The organism is Streptomyces sp. STR69, assembly GCF_024519455.1.
Lineage (GTDB): Bacteria > Actinomycetota > Actinomycetes > Streptomycetales > Streptomycetaceae > Streptomyces.
Genome location: NZ_JALJRY010000008.1, coordinates 81,861 through 99,484, shown reverse-complemented (window position 1 = coordinate 99,484; position 17,624 = coordinate 81,861). Strand labels below are relative to the sequence as shown.

Here is a 17,624-nt window from a genome sequence, read left to right as displayed (position 1 = left end):
ACCAGGTCAGAAGACCAGGTCCGCCGCCAGGTTCGCGATGTTGGTGAGCAGCGCCGCGCCCCGCCGCGTGTGGTCGTAGCCGGCGAGCGGGTAGCCGTTGCTCAGACAGGCGAAGGACAGGCCGGACTCCGGGTCCATGAAGCCGAGTTGGTACGCGGCGCCCGCGCTGCCGAAGAGCGACGGCGAGCCGGTGGACGGGAGTTGGCTGCCTGCGTCCGGACCGGCCACCGTCACGAACAGGCCCATGCTGGTACGCCGGGTGCCGCCGCCCCCGTAGAGCTGCTCCCCGGCCGGGAGTTGGGTCAGCCGGATCCGGGTGCCCTCCGCCACCGCCTCCGGCTTCCACAGGCCCGAGTGCTCCAACGCCTGGAAGTACAGGGCGACATCGGCGGCGGTGGCGACGAGGGCGTGGCTGGGTTCGCCGGCCGCCAGAACGCGGGGGTCGGCGAGGTACCAGGGTCCCCAGGGGTCGGGTTCCTGGGTGTCGTCGGTGCGGTCGGTGGCGGTCATCGGGGCGACGGAGCCGGGTTGCCGCTCGACCGGTACGCCGAGTTCGATCGAGGTGAGGCCCAGCGGCCTGGTGATGCGCTCGTGGAGGTAGTCGGCGAAGGGCAGCCCCGTGCGCCGCTCCACGATCTCGGCGATCAGCCATGCGGCGGCGGTGAGATGGAACTGGAGGCGGGTGCCCGGCGGGGTGTCGAGCCGCCAGCGCCCGAAGGCGGCGAGCCGTTGCTCGCGGTCCAGCATCTTCGGGTAGCCGAGGGGTGCGAAGGGGAAGCCGGCGGTGTGCGTGAGCACCTGCTCGACGGTCACCGTATCCTTCCCGTTCGGCGCGAACTCCAGGATGATCGCGGCGACTTGCTCGTCCAGGTGCAGAAGTCCCTCACCGAGCAGCTTCCACACGACACCGGCAACGATGGACCGCCCGACGGACTGCAGGACGTATCGCGTGTCCGGGCCGGCGTCCCCCCAGGTCTCGAACGCCACCAGGCGACCGCCCCGGGCGACGGCGACCTGCGCGGACGGCAGCGGTCCGTGCTCGACCTCCAGCCGGATCCGACGCAGCAGGACGTCCAGCCGGTACGGGTCCACCCCCACGCTCTCCGGGGCGACGACGGAGTGATCAGTCACGTGTTTCTCCTTGGCCGGGCTCGCGCAACCGCTGCCGTACGACCTTGCCGTTGGCGTTGCGCGGCAGGTGGTCCACGAACCACCAGCGGACGGGGACCTTGAATCCGGACAGCCGGGTGCGGGCGTGTGCCCTGAGCGAGGCGGGTTCGGGCGGGGCGTCGGGGTCGGACGCCACGACGAAGGCGACGACGGTCTGGCCGAGCCGTTCGTCGGGGGCGCCTGTGACGGCCACGTCCGCGACGCCCGGGTGCGCGGCCAAGACGGTCTCGACCTCCAGCGGGTGGACGTTCTCACCACCCCGGATGATCATGTCGGTGCCACGGCCGTACAGGTAGAGGTAACCGTCCTCGGCCACTCGGCCCAAGTCGCCGCTGTGCAGCCAGCCTTCGGCGTCGATCCTGAAGAAGTGGTCGGCGCGGGCGTGGATCTCGCCGACGCCGTCCGGTCCGGTGTCCCGCACCCGCAGCTCGACGCCGGGAGCGGGTCGTCCCACGGACCGCAGCAGTTCGGTGCGCCCGGCGACCGCCTCCCGGTGGTCCTCGGGGGTGAGCACACTGATGGGCGAGCCCTCGGTCTGCCCGAACATGTTGAGCATCCGGACGCCCGGCATCGCCTCGTACGTCCGCCGCAGGGTGCCGGGGCGGACCGGCGCGCCGCCGTACTGGAGGACCCGCAGCGTCTCGTGGTGCGCCTGGCCTGCCGTCAGCAGGGTCTCCAGCATCGCCGGGACCATGCTGGTGTGGGTGACGCCGAGTGCGCGCAGCAGGGCCCAGCCCTCGACGGTGAAGCGGGGCAGGCCGGTGATCAGCGCGCCCGTGGCCAGGGCGACGGCGATGTTGCCGAGGCCGGCGATGTGGTGGAAGGGGGCGCTGCCCCCGTAGAAACTCTGCGGATCGAGCGCGCAGAGACGGCCGTTGACCCGGGCGCGGGCGGCCAGGCGGCGTTGGGTCATGGGGACGGGTTTGGGGAGGCCTGTCGTGCCGGAGGTGTGCAGGACGACGGCGAGGTCGTCCGGCTCGGCGGTCAACGGCCTTGCGCTCGGGCGGAGTTCGGGGACGACGACGGCACGGCGGCCGGACAGCTCGGCGACCTGTTCGCCGAGTTCGGCGAACTCCGGCTGTGCGAGGAGGAGTTGGGCCCCGGACGCCTCGACCACGGCCGCGATCTCGTACGGCGTCATACGGACGCCGAGCGGGGCGAGCGGGTGGGCGGACCCTGCGCCGCCGATAACCAGCGCGAGGGCGTCGGCGGAGGTGGCAGCCAGGGCGGGTACCGGGGCGCCGGGTTCGAGGCCGAGGGTGTCGAGCCAGTCGGCGGCGCCGGACGCCCGGTCGAGGAGTTCGTGTCCGGTCCAGGTGAGGTCACCGAACCGGACGGCGGGACGGGAGTGGTCGTAGGCGGCGGCCACCGTCGCCGTCCAGGTGAACTCCGCCTCGCCGCTCACCGGTTCAGGGCTCCAGCAGGGCCGAAGCGGTGCCGGTGACCACCTCGGCGCCGTCCTGGGTGACGGTTCGCAGCGAGAAGTGGGCTACCGGGCCGTCCGGCGTGTCCTCGACCGACTCGACGGTCGCCGTGGCGGTCAGGGTGTCGCCGGGCCACACCTGGGCCTTGAAGCGCACCCCGAAGGTCAGCAGCGCCTCGACGCCGACCCAGTCGGTCAGGACGCGTCCCGTCATGCCCATCGTCAGCATGCCGTGGGCGAAGACGCCGGGGTAGCCCGCGACATCTGTCGCGAACTTCTCGTCGGTGTGCAGCGGGTTGAAGTCGCCGGAGGCGCCCGCGTATTGGACGATCCGGGTGCGCTTGAGGTCGTCGACCAGCACGCTCTCGCGGGTCTCGCCGACCTTCACGTCATCGACGCTCAGGTTCATCGGACGTCCTTCCGGGTGGCGGGGCCCTCGGGCACGACGGCCACGGTGCGGGCGCTGACGACCGGTTCGCCGTCGGCGTCCCGGTACTCGGTGATGCGCTCGCTGAACAGCAGCAGGCCGGTACGTCCCTGCTTCTCCCAGCTGCGGCCGGTGACGGTGGTGGCGTACAGGGTCTCCCCCGCGCGTACCGGCCGGTGGTACTCGAAGTGCTGCTCGGCGTGCAGGCCGCCACCGCCCTCGGGCATCACGCCCGGCCCGGCGCCGGACCCGAACCACTCCTCCCCCGGCTTGGGCCGCAGCCGGTAGTCGGGGTCGTGGTGGGCGCTCGCCATGGTGAAGGTGGGCGGCGCGAGCGCGGCCTCGCCGAGATATGCGGGGTTCTCGTCGCCGATGGCCCGGGCGAACATCAGAATGTGCCCGGCCTCGACGGGGAACGGCTGCCCTGTCATCTTCCTTCTCCTCGGTCAGTACGGCAGGAACGCGTCGCGGGTGGCCTCGTCCGGGTCGAAGTCCGGGGGCAGGGCCTCGAACTTGGGCTCCCGTTTCTCCACGAAGCTGGCCACCCCTTCGCGGAAGTCCGGCGAGCCCGCGAAGAACTCCATGGCGGAGTAGGAGCGGGCGAGCGCGTCGGTGAAGGGCCGGTCGAGGTCGCCGTAGACCTGGTGGCGTACGACGGCCATGGCGCGCGGTGAGCAGTTGCGGGCGATGTCGCGGGCGTAGGCGCGGGCCGCGTCGAGCAGGTCCTCCGGCTCCACGACCCGGCTGACGAGGCCGAGTTGCTTCGCCTCGTCGGCATCGAAGACGCGGCCGGACAGGAGGAGGTCGAGGGCGTTCTCCAGGCCGACGACGCGCGGCAGCACGTAGGGGAGGTTGTACTCGCCGGCGAGGCCGCGGCGGGTGAAGGCGGTGGTGAAGCGCGCGCCTCGGGCGGCGAAGCGTACGTCGCAGATCAACGCCTGGACCAGGCCGATGCCCGCGCAGGCGCCGTTGACGGCCGCGATGAGCGGCTTGGGCATGTTGCGCCTGCTGTACATGGGCACGCGGGCCTGGAGGTTGAGGGACTGGCCCGGCTGGGCGTTCTGCTCCAGCCGCTGGACGTCCATGCCGGGGCAGAACGCCCGGCCGGCGCCCGTGACGATCACGACGCGGACGGCGGGGTCGGCGGCGGCCTCGTCCAGGAGGGCGAAGAAGCGGCGCTCCATGGGGAGGCTCCAGGCGTTCTTGCGCTCGGGCCGGTTGAGGGTGACGGTGGCGACACCGTCCTCGTCGACCTCGTACAGCACCAGATCCCGGTCGGGTCCGTCGGGCATCGCGTCACTCCTCGGTCAGCGGTTCGATGGCGTCGATGGGATGGATGGGTTCGCCGACGCCCGGTCGCTCGCCGGAGATGGTCACCACCACCTGTCCCCGGGCGCAGACGATCCCGTCGGTCATCACGTCGACGTCGGCGAAGTGCAGCCTGCGGCCCCGTCGGACGCAGCGCGCGTAGGCGACGGCCTCCGGGCCCCGCGCGGGCGCGAGGTACTGCACGGACATCGAGACGGTGCTGAGCAGACTCCCTTTCTGGAAGTCGTGCCCGGCGATCACGGCTCCCGCGCCCGCGGTGTCGATGAGCGCGGAGATCACTCCGCCGTGGAAGACGCCTTCATGGGCGGAGAGGGCCTCGACGTAGGGAAGGAGGACCTCCACGCCGTCGGGGTCCCAGCGGACCATGCGCAGACGACAGAGGCGGTTGAACGCGACGCCGCGCTCCCAGCGGGACCGGAACCACTCGCGGCGTTCGCGCTGTTCCTGGTCGGTGAGGGTCCTCGCTGCGACGGTCATCCGCACGCCCTCCGGTCTCGGCCGGTCAGCCGATCCATATAGTTACATGAATTGGATAGTTGAAGCAATCATCCGGTACGCACCCAGGGCGCCAGATGTATTATTTATATAACTCATTCAACGCCTTTGAACAGAGGGAGACCCAGATGCCGTCGACCGCCCTGGCCGGGATCCGTGTCCTCGATCTGTCCCGCATCCTCGCGGCACCGCTGGCCACCCAGATGCTGGCCGACCTCGGCGCGGAGGTCATCAAGGTCGAACGGCCGGGCACCGGCGACGACTCTCGGACGTACGGTCCGCCGTTCGCCCCCGGGACGAACACCGCGGCCTTCTACCTCTCCTGCAACCGCAACAAGCGGTCCGTGACGGTCAATCACGCCACCGCCGAGGGACAGGAGTTGATCCGCTCGCTCGCCGCCCGCTCGGACGTCCTGGTGGAGAACTTCCGCGCGGGGACACTGGCGAAGTACGGCCTCGACCACGAGAGTCTGCTGGCGCTCAACCCGCGCCTGGTCTATCTGTCCGTCACCGGCTTCGGCCAGACCGGCCCCTATGCCGGGCGCCCCGGTTACGACGGCATCTTCCAGGCCATGTCCGGGATGATGAGCGTCTCCGGTCACCCCGACGAGCCGATGAAGGTCGGCGTCAGCATGGTCGACATCCTCACCGGCCTGTACGCCTCGACAGCCGTCCTGGCGGCGCTGCGGCACCGGGACGCCACCGGCGAGGGCCAGTTCGTCGACCTCTCCCTGCTGGACTGCGGGCTGGCCTCGCTGTCGCACTTCGCGATGAACTACCTCGTCTCCGGGGAGGTTCCGCGCCGGCGCGGCAACGGCGGCTACGGCGGAATCCCCTCCCAGGCCTTCCACTGTGCGGACAAGCCGCTGTTCCTCGTCGCGGGCAACGACAAGCAGTTCGCCGCGTTCTGCGCGGCGGCCGACCGCACCGACCTGCTCCAGGACCCGCGGTTCGCCACGACCTCCGCCCGGATCACCCACCGGGAGGAGATCCTGCCGGTCCTCGAAGCCATCATGCGGACCCGGACCCGGGACGACTGGCTGGCGCTCCTGGACGAACACGACGTTCCGGCGGGCCCGTTCAACGAAATGCCCGAGGTCTTCGCCGACCCCCAGATCCAGCACCGGGGGATGCTGGTCGAGGTCGACGATCCGGTGTCGGGCCGACTGCCGCTGCTCGCCAACCCGATACGGCTCACGGCGACCCCGGTCGAGGGCTACGCCCCGCCGCCCGCGCTGGGCGAGCACACGGCCGAAGTCCTGTGCGGGCTCGCCGGGGTGACGGAGGATCAGCTCGCGGGACTGCGCGCGCGAGGCATCGTCTAGCGGCTTCACCCGATGAGAGTCCGGCCGCCCTCCAACATCAGCGTCGCACCGGTCAGATAGGCCATGTCGTCGCTCACCAGCGCGGCCACCGCCCGGCCGATGTCCGCCTCCGGGGCCCCGAGCCGCCCCAACGGAATCTCCCTTGCCAGTTCCTCCGCCTTGCCCGGATGCGCGGCCAGATAGTCCTCCGCCGCCGGGCTGAGCGCGGCCGGGCAGACGACGTTCACGCGGATCCCGTACGGCCCCCACTCCCGCGCGGCGACCCGGCTCAAGCCGCGGATCGCCTCCTTGGCCATGGCGTACGCCGCGAAGGTCGCCTCGCCCTGCACCGCCGCCGAGGAACCGAGGTTGACGACACTGCCCCGGCTCTCCCGCAGATGGGGCAGGGCGGCCTGCATCGCGTGGAAGACGGCCAACGGCCCGCTGCGGTAGGTGAGTTCGACATCGTCGTACGACGTCTTCTCCAGCCGTCGCTGCACCGAGGACTGGGCGTTGTTGACGAGCACGTCGAGGCCGCCGAACTCCCGTACCGTCTCGGCCACCATCCGGTCGACGTCGTCCCGCTCGCCCACGTCCCCGACGACGGTGTACGCCCGCCCGCCGCGCTCGGCGATCTCCCCCGCGGTGTCCTTCAGCTTCGTCTCGGTACGGCCGGTGATGACAACCGCCGCGCCCTCGGCCGCGAGCGCCAGGGCGATGCCCCGACCCACGCCCTGTCCTCCGCCGGTGACCAATGCAGTCCTGCCCGACAACCGTGCCATCACGTCTCCTTCCAGAAGGCCGTCCAGGTGGGGAAGGCATCGGGCAGTGCCGGATCTCCCGCGCCCTCCCAGCCGTTGAAGCCGACCGCCTGGGGGCGGTCGGTCACGTCGGCCGCGTACCAGTGCTGTTCGCGGCGCCGGGAGAAGTACCAGTCGCCGTCCACGCGCGCGTAGTCGTCGAAGTAGCAGATCGCCATCACGATCCACCGGTCCCCCACCTCGTGCTCGGCACGGCAGTAGACCGCGCCGGTCGCGGTGTCACCGCCGGTGAACTCGATGCGGTGGCCGCAGAGTTGGTGCACCGAGCGGTGGAAGCCGCGCACAAGGGGCTCGATGTGCTGCCGCAGGACCTGCCGTCCCCTGCCATGGCGCCCCATGTCGACGTCGGGGCGGAAGCAGCCGACCCAGGCGTCGAGGTCGCGGGAGTCGACGGCCAGGGCGTAGCGGATGGGCAGTTGCTGGATGGCCAGGTGCGACTCGATGCGGTCGAGGCGGTCCTCGATCGAGGTCATGGCCGCGGCTCCTTGGGCAGACCGAGGACCTGCTCCCCGATGATGTTGCGCTGGATCTCGCTGGAACCGCCGTAGATCGTCTCCGCGAGGGAGAGCAGGAACGAGCGCTGCCGGGTGTCGAGTTCGTAGTCCTCGCCGACGATCTGTCCTGCGGGTCCGGCCAACTCCATGGCCAGGTGGCCGAGTTGCTGGTGGCGGGTCGAGGCGTAGAGCTTCGCGGTGGTGGCCTGGGCGCCCGGTGTGCGGCCCGCGGTCAGTTCGGCGAGGGTGCGCAGGTTGGTGGTGCGCATGATGCGTACGGAGATCCAGGCGTCCAGGATCCGGCGGCGCAGCATGGGGTCGTCGAGCGCGCCGCGTTCGCGGGCCAGGTCGATCAGTGCCTCGGCCTCCCGCTCGAAGCCGAGTTGCTGGGGCAGCAGGGTGGTGCCGCGTTCGATGCCGAGGGTGGCCATCGCGGTGCGCCAGCCCTGACCGACCTCGCCGACGGCCATGTCCGCGCCGGTGCGCGCGTCGGAGAGGAAGACCTCGGCGAACTCGTCCTGGCCGGCGAGGTTGCGGATGGGCCGGATCTCCACGCCGGGCTGGTCGGTGGGCAGGAGCAGCAGGGTCAGGCCTTTGTGGCGGCGGGAGTCGGGGTCGGTGCGGGTGAGGACGTAGAGCCAGTCGGCGTGGATGCCGAACGAGGTCCACACCTTCTGTCCGTTGACCACCCACTGGTCGCCGTCGCGCTCGGCCCGGGTGCGGACGGAGGCCAGGTCGGAGCCCGCGCCGGGTTCGCTGAAGCCCTGTCCCCACAGTTCCTCGACGGCGAGGATCGGTGGCAGGAAGCGCTTCTTCTGGGCCTCGTCGCCCATCGCGAGGAGCATCGGGCCGAGCAGGTCGAGGGCGTTGACGGTGGCGCGGTAGGGGGCGTTCGCGCGGGCGTACTCGTACTCGAAGACGATCTCCTCAAGGAGGCCGAGGCCGCGTCCGCCGTACTCCTTCGGCCAGCCAACGCCCAGCCAGTTCCCGGCCGACAGTTCGCGGTCCCAGGCGAGGCGTACGTCCCAGGCCGCGCCGTCGGTGGGGCCGCCCACGCCCCGGTGCTCGGCGAACTCCCCGACGAGGTGGTCCGCGAACCAGTCCCGCAGTTCGTCGCGGAAGTCGCGTACGGCGGGCCCGAAATCCACTTCCATGTCAGTTTCTCCTGGGGTGTCAGATGCCGAGCCGGGCGGCGAGCAGCTCCCGGTGGTACGCGGGTGTGCCGAGCAGCACCTCGGAGCTCTTGGCCCGCTTGAGGTAGAGGTGCGCGGGGTGTTCCCAGGTGAAGCCGATGCCGCCGTGGACCTGGACGGTGTCTCCGGCCACCTTGGTGAACGCCTCGGAGCAGAAGGCCTGGGCGAGGGCCGCCGCGACGGCGATCTCCGTCTCGTCACCGGCGTCCAGGGCCCACAGTCCGGCGTACGCGGCCGAGCGGGCGGACTCGATCTCCACGAGCATGTCGGCGCACTTGTGCTTGATGCCCTGAAACGAGCCGATGGGACGGCCGTACTGCTCGCGGATCTTGGCGTAGCCAACCGCCGCGTCCAGGGCGGCGGCGGCTCCCCCGACCTGTTCGGCGGCCAGGAGGACGGCGGCCGTGGCGAGGGTGCGTTCGATCACTGGCCAGGCCGTGCCGTCGGTGCCCAGCAGACGGGCGGGGGTGTCCGTGAAGGCGATGCGGGCCTGTTTGCGGGTCTGGTCGAGGGTGGGGAGGGGGGTGCGGGTGAGGCCCGGGGCGTCGGCGGTCGTGACCGCGAAGAGGCTGACGCCGGCGGGGGTGCGCGCGGCGACCAGGAGCAGGTCGGCGAGGTGTCCGTCGGGGACGTAGGTCTTCACGCCCGTGAGCCGCCAACCGCTCGCTCCGGCGCGGGCGTTGAGGTGGATGCCCGGCTCGTCCCAGCGTCCGTCGTCCTCCGTGAGGGCGAGCGTGGCCACCGTCTCGCCGGAGGCGATGCCCGGGAGGAGTTCGGCGCGGGCGGCCTCGTCGTCGCAGCGCAGCAGCGCCTCGGCGGCCAGGGCCACGGTGGCGAAGTACGGGGCGCACAGCAGGGCGCGGCCCGCCTCCTCGAAGACGACGCCGAGATCGACGTAGCCGAAGCCGGAGCCGCCGTACGCCTCCGGTACGGCGAGTCCCTGCAGTCCGATCTCCGTGGCCATCCGCCGCCAGATCCACGGGTCGTGTCCGTGCGGGTCGGCGGCCAGGCGGCGCACGTCGGCCTCCGTGGCGTGCCGGGTGAGGAACGATCGTACGACCGTGCGCAGTTCGTCCTGTTCCTCGCTGAAGGTGAGATCCATGCCGAGCTTCCCGTCCTCGGTGCGGCCGTGTACCGGACGCTTGCCGCCTGCCTCTCGATACAGTTAGATAATTATAGTATCCGCACCGATTGCACCAGGAGCGCGACGTGACCGATCCCTACGCCCCGTTCACGAGCCTGACCTTCGAGCGGCCCGCGCCCGGTGTGCTGCGCATCGTGCTCGACGCGCCGAACCTCAACGCCGTGGATCCGCGCATGCACGGGGAACTGGCCGACGTCTGGCCCGTCATCGACCGGGACGAGGAGACCCGCGCGGTGCTGGTCCAGGGGGCCGGCAAGGCGTTCTCGGCCGGTGGGACCTTCGACTCCATCGAGGCCATGACCGAGGACTACGCCGTGCGCGCCCGGACGATGCGGGAGGCGCGCGACATGGTCTACGGGGTGATCAACTGCTCGAAGCCCGTGGTCTCCGCGATCCACGGCCCGGCGGTCGGCGCGGGGCTGGTCGTCGGCATGCTGGCGGACATCTCGATCGCCGGACGCCGGGCGAAGATCGTCGACGGGCACACCCGGCTCGGGGTGGCGGCCGGTGATCACGCGGCGATCTGCTGGCCGCTGCTGTGCGGGATGGCCAAGGCCAAGTACTACCTGCTGACCTGCGAGGCGCTGACCGGCGAGGAGGCCGAGCGGATCGGCCTGGTGTCGAAGTGCGTGGACGACGAGGACGTGCACGCCGAGGGGCTGCGGGTCGCGACCCTGCTGGCCGCCGGGCCCGCCAGCGCGCTGAGCTGGACCAAGCGGTCCCTCAACCACTGGTACCGCACGGCCCAGCCGCTCTTCGAGGCCTCGCTGGGGCTGGAGTTCTTCGGGTTCGGCGGGCACGAGGTCGTCGAGGGACTCGCCGCGCACCGCGAGAAGCGCGCCCCGGACTTCGAGGGCGTGGGCGGCAAGCACCCGATCGACCTGTGACCCACGGACGCACGAGGAGCACGCGATGACGGCAGAGCCCACCACCGCCACCGAAATCCCCCCGCTGGTAAGGGGGTTGACCTACGAGGAGATGCCGGTCGGGCAGGTGTTCCGTACCGCCCGCCGCACGGTCACCGAGACCGATCTCATCAACTTCGTCACCTGGGGCGGCTTCAACGAGCCGCTCTTCTGGGACGCCTCGCACGCGGCCGACGGCGGCTACACCGGGCGGCTGGTCCCGGGCGCGCTGACGTACTGCATCGCCGAGGGACTCGTCCTGCAGACGAACGTGCTGCACGGCACGGGCCTTGCCTTTCTGCACATGGAACTGACCGTGCAGGGCCCGGTGTACGTCGGCGACACGCTGTACGCCGTCGTGGAGACCACCGGCTGCCGGCCGTCGAGCAAGCCCGGCCGGGGCGTGGTGACGAGCCGGATCACCGTACGCAACCAGCGGGACGAGGACGTGCTCGTCTACACGCCGGTGCGGCTGATCCGTGGCAGGGACTACGGGGCTCCGACGCGCTGATCCCGGGGGCCGGGCGGAACCAGGGTCAGCCCGGCCGCCGGACCTGGTGTCTCAGGGCCGGCGAAGGCTCCGGCCCGCAGCCAGTCCGACGGCATCGGCGGGCGCGGCGGCGGCTCGTGGTCGGGGACGGCCATGGCATAGAGGCGGGTGTAGCGGAACTTCGCCTCCAGGTTGTCGAGCACCGACCAGTACTCGTAGCCGCACACGTCCACGCCGCGCTCGATGACCCGGCCCAGCCAGGACAGCCTGGCGCGCAGCAGGGACCGGCGGCGGGCTTCGTCGCTGTGGCCGGTCTCGTCGACGAGGTCCAGGTCGCCCATGCCGTTGTCGACGACGGACAGCGGCGGCAGCAGGTCGCCGTAGAGGTCGTGAAGGTCCGCGACGGCGTCGGCCAGGCCCTCGGGGAGGACGGGCCAGCCGTACGCCGTCGTCTCCACGTCGTCGAAGGGGACGACCGCGAAGCCCAGGCCGACGAGGAGGCGGTTGACCTCGTTGAGCCTGCTCTGGCACTTGTCGGCCGGCAGCGCGCGGGCGAGGTTCTCGGGTGCGGTGACGCGGAACGGGGTGTGCCAGGACAGTCCGAGCAGGTCCTGCGGGGTGGCGATGACGTCCAGGTCCCCGAGGCGTACGCAGTCGGTGTCCTCGATCGGTGAGACGTCGTCCTCGGTCACCATGTGCTCGCCGAGCAGCACGGGGTCGAGGAAGAGGCGGTTGGTCCAGCTCAGCAGGCGGTCCAGGGCGAGCCTGTCGAAGGGGTCCTCGGTGGCCGGGTAACCACCGACGAGGGTGACCGTGGTCCCGATCCGGCCGCTCACACCGGCGGCACGGAGCGCGCGGGTGGCGAGTCCGTTGGCGAGCAGGATGTGGTGGACGGCGGGCAGGCCCGCGCGGCCGATGCCCCGGCCCGGTGTGTACATCCCGGCCACGTGGTCGGCGAGAGTGGGGCCGGCCAGGTCGGTCGAGGTGATCCAGCGGGTGACACGGTCGCCGTAGCGGCGGCCCAGCTCGGCGGCGTAGGCGGCGAAGTGCTCGGCGGTGTCGCGCTCCAGCCAGCCCCCGGAGTCCTCCAGCCAGGGCGGCAGCGACCGGTCGAACAGGGTGAGACAGGGGCGCAGGCCGAGGGCGAGCAGGGAGTCGAGTTCGCGGTCGCAGCGGTCCAGGGCCGCGTGGTCCCAGCTGCCGGGGCCGTCGGGCTGGAGGAGCGGCCATCCGGCGACCATCCGATGCGTGTCGGGCGTGACGCCGACCAGCTGCCGGATGTCGTCGGTCCACTGCCGGAAGTGCCCTGTGCGCTCCGGCACGGGCGGCGGCGGGGCCGCGATGGCGTCCGCGGTGGCGACTCCCCAGTCGACACCGTGGAAAGACTTGTGCAGGAAACCATCGCTCATGGTCACCGTCCCGGGGCGGAATAGCTAACGCATTCAACTGAATGCCCGCCGTCCGGACGCTAACACTTCAGGGATACGACGACAATGTTTCGGACAGATCTCATCGGTCCGTCAACAGTCGACGATCCGCAGGCCGCCGAGGGCGTGACCATTACGGTGACCGTGTGCGAGGCCCGCGCCGATGGTCTCCTGGTCGTCGTGGAGGGCGGGGCCGAGTGGCGTTTCGGCCATGATCCGGTCCGCGGTCGTACATCGAGGGCCCGGGTGACAAGCGGTCCGCAGCGGGCACCGGCCACTCGGCTCCCGGCAGGGCATGCCGGACTCCTACTCCACCATGGGCCGGAACTCCTCCTCCAGCCACCAGGGGTAGACCGCCGGCATGTCCTTGCTTACCCGGCCCGGGAACTCGGGCGGTCGCTTGGCGAGGAACGACTCGACGCCCTCCACCGGGTCGGGGCCGCCGCCGATCTGGCTCATGATCCGCGAGTCGAGGCGGTGCGCGGTCATCGGGTGGGGCTCGCCGAGCATCCGCCACATCATCTGGCGGGAGAGGGCGACCGAGATCGCCGAGGTGTTCTCGGCGATCTCACGGGCGAGTTCGTATGCCGCGGGCAGCAGCTCCTCCGGCGGGTGGACGGAGCGGACCAGCCCGGCCGACAGGGCCTCGTCGGGGCCGAAGACACGGCCGGTGGCCACCCATTCCATGGCCCGTTGCATCCCCACGGCCCGGGGCAGGAACCAGCTCGCCGCGGACTCCGGCACGATGCCCCGGCGCGCGAACACGAAGCCGAACTTCGCCGAGGTCGAGGCCAGCCGGATGTCCATGGGCAGGGTCATACTGGCCCCGACGCCGGCCGCGGGACCGTTGACCGCCGCGATGACCGGCTTGGTGCTGGAGAAGATCCGCAGCGCGACCCGGCCACCGGTGTCCCGGTGCCAGGCACCCGCCCGGCGATGGTCGAAGGACGAGCCGCCGGAGCTGACGTCCGCGCCCGCGCAGAAGCCGCGCCCGGCCCCGGTCACCACGATCACTCGTACGTCGTCGTCGGCGTCGGCCGCGTCGAGGACGTCGAGGAGGTCGCCCATCATCTGCGGGTTGAAGGCGTTCAACCTCTCGGGCCGGTTGAGCGTGACGGTGAGGATCCGGTCCGCCACCTCGGTCCGCACGGTCTCGTACTCCTGCTCCGGCATGCGTCTCCTCCGTCGGGCTCGTCACTCCGCGACCTGGTTCTCATTAAGCTCAATTAGTTATAGCATTCAACTCTACTGAACTGTTCCTGGATGGTGGCGGTGGAGATGACGGATCTGGTGGTGACGGCCCTCGGGCCGGTCCGGCTGATCGAGCTGAACCGGCCGGACCAACTCAACGCGATGAGCGAGGAGTTGCACTCCGGCCTCGCGTCGGTCTGGGACACCGTCGCCGACGACCCCGAGGCGCGGGTGGTCGTGCTCACCGGCCGGGGAAGGGCGTTCAGCGCGGGCGGCAACTTCGACATCATGACCCGGGTCCAGCGCGACCCCGCCTTCCGGCAGCAGAACGTCGACGAGGCCCGGCGGATCATCACCGGCCTGGTCCGCTGCCCACTGCCGGTCATCGCGGCGGTCAACGGCCCTGCCGTGGGCCTCGGTTGCAGCCTGGCCCTGCTGAGCGATCTCGTTCTGATCGCGGACGACGCCTATGTGGCCGACCCGCACGTCCAGGTCGGTCTCGTCGCGGGCGACGGCGGTGCGCTCGTCCTGCCCCTGCTCGTCGGTCTGACCCGCGCGAAGGAACTCCTGTTCCTGGGCGAGCGGATGAGCGCCGAGGAGGCGGTCCGGCTCGGCGTCGCCAACCGCGTCGTACCGAAGGACAAGCTCCTGGACGAGGCCATGGACCTGGCGGGGCGGCTGGCCGCCCTGCCCGCTCAGGCGCTGCGCGGTACCAAGCGGGCGGTGAACCTGCATCTGGAACAGGCCATGGCCGCCGTACTGGAGCCGGCACTGCTCGCCGAACGGGACAGCATGCACGACCCGGACCACATTGCCGCGGTGGAGCAGATCATCGCCTCACGCGGGCGACGCCGAGCCGGTGCGGAGCGCTGAGCGGCATGGACTTCGCCTTCAGTGACGAGCAGGACGAACTGCGGCGCACCGTACGGGCGTTCCTCGCGGACACCTCGCCCGAGACCGAGACGCGGCGGCTGATGGAGACGCCGGAGGGCTTCGACCGTGCGCTGTGGCGCCGGATGGGGACGGAACTCGGCCTGCAGGGGCTGGCCGTCCCCGAGGAGTACGGCGGTGCCGGGTGCGGACCGGTCGAAGTGGGCGTGGTGATGGAGGAGTTGGGCCGGGCGCTGGTGTGCACGCCCTTCCTCTCCTCGGCCGTGCTGGCGACGACCACCCTGACGCGTTGCGACGACGAGGACGCCCGCAAGCGTCTGCTGCCGGGGCTCGCCTCCGGTGAACTGGTCGGGACACTGGCCCTGACCGAGGACTCGGCCCGCTGGGACGCAACGGGGATTCAGCTCAACGCCCGCGAATCGGACGGGCGTTGGCTGCTGACCGGACACAAGATGTTCGTCCTGGACGGTGCCACCGCCGACGTCGTCCTCACCGTCGCCCGGACCGACGACGGCATCGACGTCTTCTGGGTGGAAGGCGACGCGACCGGACTGACCCGCACTCCCCTCCCCACGATGGACCCCACCCGTCGGCAGGCCCGCCTCGACTACGACGACGTACCGGCGACCAGGCTGCGTGCGCTAGGCGACGGCTGGGACCTCGTCTCACAGGTGCTCGACCGGGCCGCGGTGGCGCTCGCCGCCGAGCAGGTCGGGGTGGCCTCCCGCGCGCTGGACATGGCGGTGGAGTACGCCAAGGTACGGCACCAGTTCGGACGGCCCATCGGCTCCTTCCAGGCCGTGAAGCACCTGCTCGCCGACGTGCTGCTCGAAGTGGAATCGGCGCGTGCCGCCGCGCACTTCGCGCTGCTCGCGGCAGCGGACGAGGACCCGGACCTGCCCGCGGTGGCGAGCCTGGCCAAGGCGTTCTGCTCCGACGCCTGTCTGCAGGCGACGGAGCAGAACATCCAGGTCCACGGCGGCATCGGCTTCACGTGGGAGCACCCGGCCCACCTGTATCTGAAGCGGGCCAAGACATCACAACTCCTGTTCGGGGACCCGGCGTTCCACCGCGAACTGCTCGCGCGGCGCATCGGGCTGGACGCGGTCACAGCGGAGGGAACGGCATGAAGGTCGACGGAAAGCTCAGCGTGTGGGGTACCGCGGAGGTCGTGGCGGAGGCCCTGCACCACGAGAAGGCGGGCTACGACGGCCTGTGGGCCTCGGAGTCGAAACACGACCCGTTCCTGCCGCTGCTGCTCGCGGCCGAGCACACCGACCGATTGGAGGTGGGCACGGCGATCGCGGTGGCGTTCGCCCGCTCCCCCATGCAACTCGCCTACACCGCACACGACTTGCAGGCCTACTCCGGCGGGCGCTTCTCCCTCGGACTCGGCAGCCAGATCAAACCTCACATCGAACGGCGCTTCGCGATGCCGTGGAGCCGTCCCGCCGCCCGTATGCGGGAGTACGTGAGCGCGCTGCGCGCCATCTGGGCCGCCTGGAACGAGGGCGAGAAACTCGACTTCCACGGCGACTTCTACACCCACACGCTCATGTCCCCCTTCTTCTCTCCCCCGCCCGCTCCCGGCGGCGCCCCCAAGGTCTTCGTAGCGGCGGTCGGGGAGGCGATGACCCGGGTGGCGGGCGAGGTCGCCGACGGGCTCCTGGCGCACGGCTTCACCACCGAGCGGTACCTGCGGGAAGTCACCCTCCCGACCGTCGAGTCGGGCCTCGAACGGTCCGGCCGCTCACGCGACGACTTCTCCGTCTCCCATCTCCTACTCACCGCCACCGGCCGCACCGAGGAGGAACTGGCCCGCGCGATCGACGGCACCCGCCGCCAGATCGCCTTCTACGGCAGCACACCCGCCTATCGCGGAGTCCTGGAACTGCACGGCTGGGGCGAACTCGGCGACGAGCTGAACACGTTGTCGAAGTCGTCCCGCGAGGACAAGTGGGAGGCGATGGGCGGGCTCGTCGACGACGAGGTGCTGAACACCTTCGCGGTCGTCGCGGAGCCGGAGCGGGTGGCGGGCGAGATCGGGCGCCGGTACGGGAGTCTGGTCGACCGGGTGTCCTTCTACACCGCGTACGAGATCGACGCGGAGGTGTGGGAGCCAATCGTGCAGGAGCTGCACGGGAGTTGACGGTACGTCAGCCGAGCAGGTCCAGGACCGTCGTCATGGACCTGCTCTGCAGCAGATAGTCCTCGGCCTCCTGGAGATGGAGGCGCCACAGCTCCTCCGCGGTCTCGGTCCGGCGTCCGGCGACCAGTTCGACGAGGGCGCCGTGGGCACGGAAGCCCCGGCGGTTGGCCCGGATGTTCTCGGGGCTGCCGGCGTCGAGGTCGACGTGGGACCAGTTCGCCTGGTCGATGATGTGCCGGACCATGCCGTTGAGGACGCTCAGCGTCTCGTTGCCGGCGAGTTCGACGACGAGGGCGTGGAACTCCATGTGGGCGCGGATGAAGGCCGAGGGGTCGTCCATGAGTCCCTCGGCCTCGGCGACGGAGGCCCGCAGCCGCTCCAGGTCCCGGTCGGTGCGGCGCTGGGCCAGCAGTCCGGCGCAGGGCGCCTCGATGACCGTACGGGCGTCGTAGACGTCCTTGAGGGTCGTGCCGCGGTACTCGAGAACCACCCCCGCATAGCGAGCCGCGACGGTGCCCTCCGGGACCTGCACCCGTGCCCCGCCCCGGGCGCCTCGGCGCACGCTGATCAGCGACTCCGACTCCAGTACCCGGAACGCCTCGCGCAGGGTCGGCCGGGAGACGGCGAACTCCGCCATCAGGGCCGTCTCCGCGGGCAGCGCCTCCCCCTCGGCCAGTTCCCCGCGCACGATCTTGCGGCGCAGCTGTGCCGCCACCAGCTCAGCCATCTTGGGGACCCTCACCGGCGTGTTCGCCACGGCATCCATCTCCT

At 71.0% G+C, this 17,624-nt stretch carries 19 protein-coding genes; 6 read left to right on the top strand and 13 right to left on the bottom strand.

Annotated elements, in window-relative coordinates; translation table 11 throughout:
* Positions 1-6: 6 nt before the first annotated feature.
* Genes OC490_RS16745 through OC490_RS16720 form a run of 6 tightly spaced genes read right to left on the bottom strand, consistent with a single transcriptional unit; the run spans position 7 to position 4,826 of the window.
* The gene (locus tag OC490_RS16745; protein ID WP_262058741.1) at positions 7-1,131 is read right to left on the bottom strand and encodes a serine hydrolase domain-containing protein; all 1,125 of its coding nucleotides are present in this window, start codon (positions 1,129-1,131) and stop codon (positions 7-9) included.
* Complete coding sequence (locus OC490_RS16740; protein ID WP_262058740.1) at positions 1,124-2,575, bottom strand: class I adenylate-forming enzyme family protein; 1,452 nt, start codon at positions 2,573-2,575, stop codon at positions 1,124-1,126. Before OC490_RS16740 ends, OC490_RS16745 begins: the two co-directional genes overlap by 8 nt.
* 4 nt (positions 2,576-2,579) lie before the next feature.
* The gene (locus tag OC490_RS16735) at positions 2,580-3,002 is read right to left on the bottom strand and encodes a MaoC/PaaZ C-terminal domain-containing protein (RefSeq protein ID WP_262058739.1); all 423 of its coding nucleotides are present in this window, start codon (positions 3,000-3,002) and stop codon (positions 2,580-2,582) included.
* Entirely contained in the window at positions 2,999-3,451 is a 453-nt protein-coding gene (locus tag OC490_RS16730) for a MaoC family dehydratase N-terminal domain-containing protein (protein WP_262058738.1), read from the bottom strand. The genes OC490_RS16735 and OC490_RS16730 overlap by 4 nt, the downstream gene beginning before the upstream one ends.
* 15 nt (positions 3,452-3,466) lie before the next feature.
* On the bottom strand, positions 3,467-4,312 hold the full coding sequence (locus OC490_RS16725) for an enoyl-CoA hydratase-related protein (protein WP_262058737.1): 846 nt from the start codon (positions 4,310-4,312) through the stop codon (positions 3,467-3,469).
* Between the two features lie 4 nt (positions 4,313-4,316).
* A complete protein-coding gene (locus tag OC490_RS16720) occupies positions 4,317-4,826 on the bottom strand; it encodes a PaaI family thioesterase (RefSeq protein WP_262058736.1) in 510 nt (169 codons plus the stop codon).
* 146 nt (positions 4,827-4,972) lie between these two features.
* On the opposite strand from OC490_RS16720, the gene OC490_RS16715 reads away from it, so the two are divergent.
* Positions 4,973-6,169 (top strand): CaiB/BaiF CoA transferase family protein, encoded by a 1,197-nt coding sequence (locus OC490_RS16715; RefSeq protein WP_262058735.1) that lies wholly within the window; start codon positions 4,973-4,975, stop codon positions 6,167-6,169.
* 5 nt (positions 6,170-6,174) lie between these two features.
* Here the strand turns inward: OC490_RS16715 and OC490_RS16710 are convergent, their stop codons facing one another.
* The 4 genes from OC490_RS16710 to OC490_RS16695 are packed head-to-tail and all read right to left on the bottom strand — an operon-like array spanning position 6,175 to position 9,758.
* The gene (locus tag OC490_RS16710) at positions 6,175-6,930 is read right to left on the bottom strand and encodes an SDR family NAD(P)-dependent oxidoreductase (RefSeq protein WP_262058734.1); all 756 of its coding nucleotides are present in this window, start codon (positions 6,928-6,930) and stop codon (positions 6,175-6,177) included.
* Entirely contained in the window at positions 6,930-7,442 is a 513-nt protein-coding gene (locus OC490_RS16705; RefSeq protein WP_262058733.1) for a nuclear transport factor 2 family protein, read from the bottom strand. Before OC490_RS16705 ends, OC490_RS16710 begins: the two co-directional genes overlap by 1 nt.
* The gene (locus OC490_RS16700; protein ID WP_262058732.1) at positions 7,439-8,617 is read right to left on the bottom strand and encodes an acyl-CoA dehydrogenase family protein; all 1,179 of its coding nucleotides are present in this window, start codon (positions 8,615-8,617) and stop codon (positions 7,439-7,441) included. Before OC490_RS16700 ends, OC490_RS16705 begins: the two co-directional genes overlap by 4 nt.
* 19 nt (positions 8,618-8,636) lie before the next feature.
* Positions 8,637-9,758 carry an acyl-CoA dehydrogenase family protein gene (locus OC490_RS16695; protein ID WP_262058731.1) on the bottom strand — a complete coding sequence of 374 codons (1,122 nt, stop codon included), beginning with the start codon at positions 9,756-9,758 and terminating at the stop codon, positions 8,637-8,639.
* 107 nt (positions 9,759-9,865) lie between these two features.
* On the opposite strand from OC490_RS16695, the gene OC490_RS16690 reads away from it, so the two are divergent.
* Together OC490_RS16690 and OC490_RS16685 are read left to right on the top strand one after the other, a co-directional pair.
* On the top strand, positions 9,866-10,687 hold the full coding sequence (locus tag OC490_RS16690) for an enoyl-CoA hydratase/isomerase family protein (protein ID WP_033278467.1): 822 nt from the start codon (positions 9,866-9,868) through the stop codon (positions 10,685-10,687).
* Positions 10,688-10,712: 25 nt separating this feature from the next.
* Positions 10,713-11,216: a MaoC family dehydratase gene (locus OC490_RS16685; protein WP_262058730.1), complete on the top strand. Its 504-nt coding sequence runs from the start codon at positions 10,713-10,715 to the stop codon at positions 11,214-11,216.
* Here OC490_RS16685 and OC490_RS16680 read toward each other — a convergent pair.
* Positions 11,195-12,604, bottom strand: a complete 1,410-nt coding sequence (locus tag OC490_RS16680; protein ID WP_262058729.1) for a glycoside hydrolase family 1 protein — start codon at positions 12,602-12,604, stop codon at positions 11,195-11,197. The two genes, OC490_RS16685 and OC490_RS16680, sit on opposite strands and share 22 nt — an antisense overlap.
* A gap of 324 nt (positions 12,605-12,928) precedes the next feature.
* Positions 12,929-13,795, bottom strand: a complete 867-nt coding sequence (locus OC490_RS16675) for a crotonase/enoyl-CoA hydratase family protein (protein WP_262058728.1) — start codon at positions 13,793-13,795, stop codon at positions 12,929-12,931.
* 90 nt (positions 13,796-13,885) lie between these two features.
* Between OC490_RS16675 and OC490_RS16670 the strand changes: the two genes are divergently transcribed.
* From OC490_RS16670 to OC490_RS16660, 3 genes are read left to right on the top strand one after another with little or no spacing between them, the layout of a single operon-like run.
* The gene (locus OC490_RS16670) at positions 13,886-14,686 is read left to right on the top strand and encodes an enoyl-CoA hydratase/isomerase family protein (RefSeq protein WP_262058727.1); all 801 of its coding nucleotides are present in this window, start codon (positions 13,886-13,888) and stop codon (positions 14,684-14,686) included.
* A 5-nt stretch (positions 14,687-14,691) separates the two neighbouring features.
* Positions 14,692-15,834 carry an acyl-CoA dehydrogenase family protein gene (locus OC490_RS16665; protein ID WP_262058726.1) on the top strand — a complete coding sequence of 381 codons (1,143 nt, stop codon included), beginning with the start codon at positions 14,692-14,694 and terminating at the stop codon, positions 15,832-15,834.
* On the top strand, positions 15,831-16,853 hold the full coding sequence (locus tag OC490_RS16660; protein WP_262058725.1) for an LLM class F420-dependent oxidoreductase: 1,023 nt from the start codon (positions 15,831-15,833) through the stop codon (positions 16,851-16,853). Before OC490_RS16665 ends, OC490_RS16660 begins: the two co-directional genes overlap by 4 nt.
* Positions 16,854-16,860: 7 nt before the next feature.
* Here OC490_RS16660 and OC490_RS16655 read toward each other — a convergent pair whose 3' ends face one another.
* A complete protein-coding gene (locus OC490_RS16655) occupies positions 16,861-17,619 on the bottom strand; it encodes a FadR/GntR family transcriptional regulator (protein WP_262058724.1) in 759 nt (252 codons plus the stop codon).
* Between the last annotated feature and the right edge of the window lie 5 nt (positions 17,620-17,624).

Excerpts from the sequence above, each read along its gene's own strand:
- OC490_RS16715 (WP_262058735.1), top strand. The coding sequence starts at position 4,973 with ATGCCGTCGACCGCCCTGGCCGGGATCCGTGTCCTCGATCTGTCCCGC.
- OC490_RS16660 (WP_262058725.1), top strand. The coding sequence starts at position 15,831 with ATGAAGGTCGACGGAAAGCTCAGCGTGTGGGGTACCGCGGAGGTCGTG.
- OC490_RS16705 (WP_262058733.1), bottom strand. The coding sequence starts at position 7,442 with ATGACCTCGATCGAGGACCGCCTCGACCGCATCGAGTCGCACCTGGCC.
- OC490_RS16670 (WP_262058727.1), top strand. The coding sequence starts at position 13,886 with ATGGTGGCGGTGGAGATGACGGATCTGGTGGTGACGGCCCTCGGGCCG.
- OC490_RS16700 (WP_262058732.1), bottom strand. The coding sequence starts at position 8,617 with ATGGAAGTGGATTTCGGGCCCGCCGTACGCGACTTCCGCGACGAACTG.
- OC490_RS16720 (WP_262058736.1), bottom strand. The coding sequence starts at position 4,826 with ATGACCGTCGCAGCGAGGACCCTCACCGACCAGGAACAGCGCGAACGC.
- OC490_RS16665 (WP_262058726.1), top strand. The coding sequence starts at position 14,692 with ATGGACTTCGCCTTCAGTGACGAGCAGGACGAACTGCGGCGCACCGTA.
- OC490_RS16710 (WP_262058734.1), bottom strand. The coding sequence starts at position 6,930 with ATGGCACGGTTGTCGGGCAGGACTGCATTGGTCACCGGCGGAGGACAG.
- OC490_RS16695 (WP_262058731.1), bottom strand. The coding sequence starts at position 9,758 with ATGGATCTCACCTTCAGCGAGGAACAGGACGAACTGCGCACGGTCGTA.
- OC490_RS16725 (WP_262058737.1), bottom strand. The coding sequence starts at position 4,312 with ATGCCCGACGGACCCGACCGGGATCTGGTGCTGTACGAGGTCGACGAG.
- OC490_RS16735 (WP_262058739.1), bottom strand. The coding sequence starts at position 3,002 with ATGAACCTGAGCGTCGATGACGTGAAGGTCGGCGAGACCCGCGAGAGC.
- OC490_RS16675 (WP_262058728.1), bottom strand. The coding sequence starts at position 13,795 with ATGCCGGAGCAGGAGTACGAGACCGTGCGGACCGAGGTGGCGGACCGG.
- OC490_RS16680 (WP_262058729.1), bottom strand. The coding sequence starts at position 12,604 with ATGAGCGATGGTTTCCTGCACAAGTCTTTCCACGGTGTCGACTGGGGA.
- OC490_RS16655 (WP_262058724.1), bottom strand. The coding sequence starts at position 17,619 with ATGGATGCCGTGGCGAACACGCCGGTGAGGGTCCCCAAGATGGCTGAG.
- OC490_RS16685 (WP_262058730.1), top strand. The coding sequence starts at position 10,713 with ATGACGGCAGAGCCCACCACCGCCACCGAAATCCCCCCGCTGGTAAGG.
- OC490_RS16730 (WP_262058738.1), bottom strand. The coding sequence starts at position 3,451 with ATGACAGGGCAGCCGTTCCCCGTCGAGGCCGGGCACATTCTGATGTTC.